This is a genomic window from Gilliamella sp. Pas-s27, from assembly GCF_009795865.1.
Lineage (GTDB): Bacteria > Pseudomonadota > Gammaproteobacteria > Enterobacterales > Orbaceae > Gilliamella.
In genome coordinates this window covers 1-1,196 of sequence record NZ_WTEW01000080.1, presented here as the reverse complement: position 1 = coordinate 1,196, position 1,196 = coordinate 1, and the positions used below count along the sequence as shown (strand labels likewise).

Sequence of the window (1,196 nt, the reverse complement as noted above, 5' to 3'; positions counted from 1 at the left end):
TTAGTTGTCTTGTCATCAGATAATCTCCTTTGTTGAGGATTTATCATACCGCTAAGAATGTCTACAAGAAAAGTATACCGTTACAATAGTTTTAACCGTGGTGTGTTAGCCCGATGTTCTTATACTATTGAATACGTTTACTCCGATAACGGACGTGAATTTCAAAGCATAAGTGAACACTAATTTTTAAAACGTGTCGTCATTGTATCATCAATCAAAAATTTACCCAATCCACTTGCCTACAAACCAATGGGAAAGCTGAAAAAGTGATATGAAATTTAATGAAAATATGACACAATCAACAAATATTTAGCGATGTAAAAGAGAGAAAACAAAGCTTAGATGCTTTATTAATTTTTATAATATCGTTTAACTCCATAAAAGGATTTTGAGAAAAACACCTTATGAGTTTTTAGAGGATTATTTTAATCACAAAGTGTAAACAACCCGACGTTTACCTACAAATAATTATTATAGCCAATCTTTTTTTACATATAAATTAGACAAATTAAAACCTCGTTCCTTAACGAGGTTTTAATTTATATTTATTCATTTCTTCTAGAGATTTTGATCCAGCTAATTCTGAGGCTTTAATATCCTTTACAACACCCATTTCATTGAAATAGACAGCATAACTTTTTTGGCTAACTTCATCATGTTGAGGTTGTTGGCGAAAAATATAATACCAAACATTATCACCAAAAACAGAGGTTAACATTGGTGAACCCATAATAAACACAACTTGTTCTTTACTTTGCCCTACTTGTAATAGCCCAATAGCATCTGGTGTCACATAATTACCTTGATTGATATCTGGTCTATAGACCCAACGTTCAACGACAGAACAACCCGCTAACAAAATACTAGTTACAATTGCAAGTACGGAAAATTTACGAAATTGCATCTACACTTAATCCATTCTCTAAAATTTGATGGTCTGTATTATCGCTGATCTTTTAATTAAGTGCTAGCCAAATTAATAAATTATTTGTAGGAAAACGTCGGGCTGTTTACACTTCAGGGTTAAAATAATCCTCTAAAAAATCATAAGGTGTTTTCCTACATATTAATGATTTTTTCGTTCTTGTGGATCTGTACCTTGGCTTACTAATGTAACTATCCCATAAAATAGTACAGCAAAAAAGTAGAAAATTCTCTATGATAAAAGTAAAAGAGGATTGAAACATGAAAAAGAT

General features: G+C 31.3%; 1 protein-coding gene. It reads right to left on the bottom strand.

Annotated features, from left to right (window positions below):
* Positions 1-523: 523 nt before the first annotated feature.
* Positions 524-904, bottom strand: a complete 381-nt coding sequence (gene bamE, locus GQ589_RS11740; RefSeq protein ID WP_237399239.1) for an outer membrane protein assembly factor BamE — start codon at positions 902-904, stop codon at positions 524-526.
* Between the last annotated feature and the right edge of the window lie 292 nt (positions 905-1,196).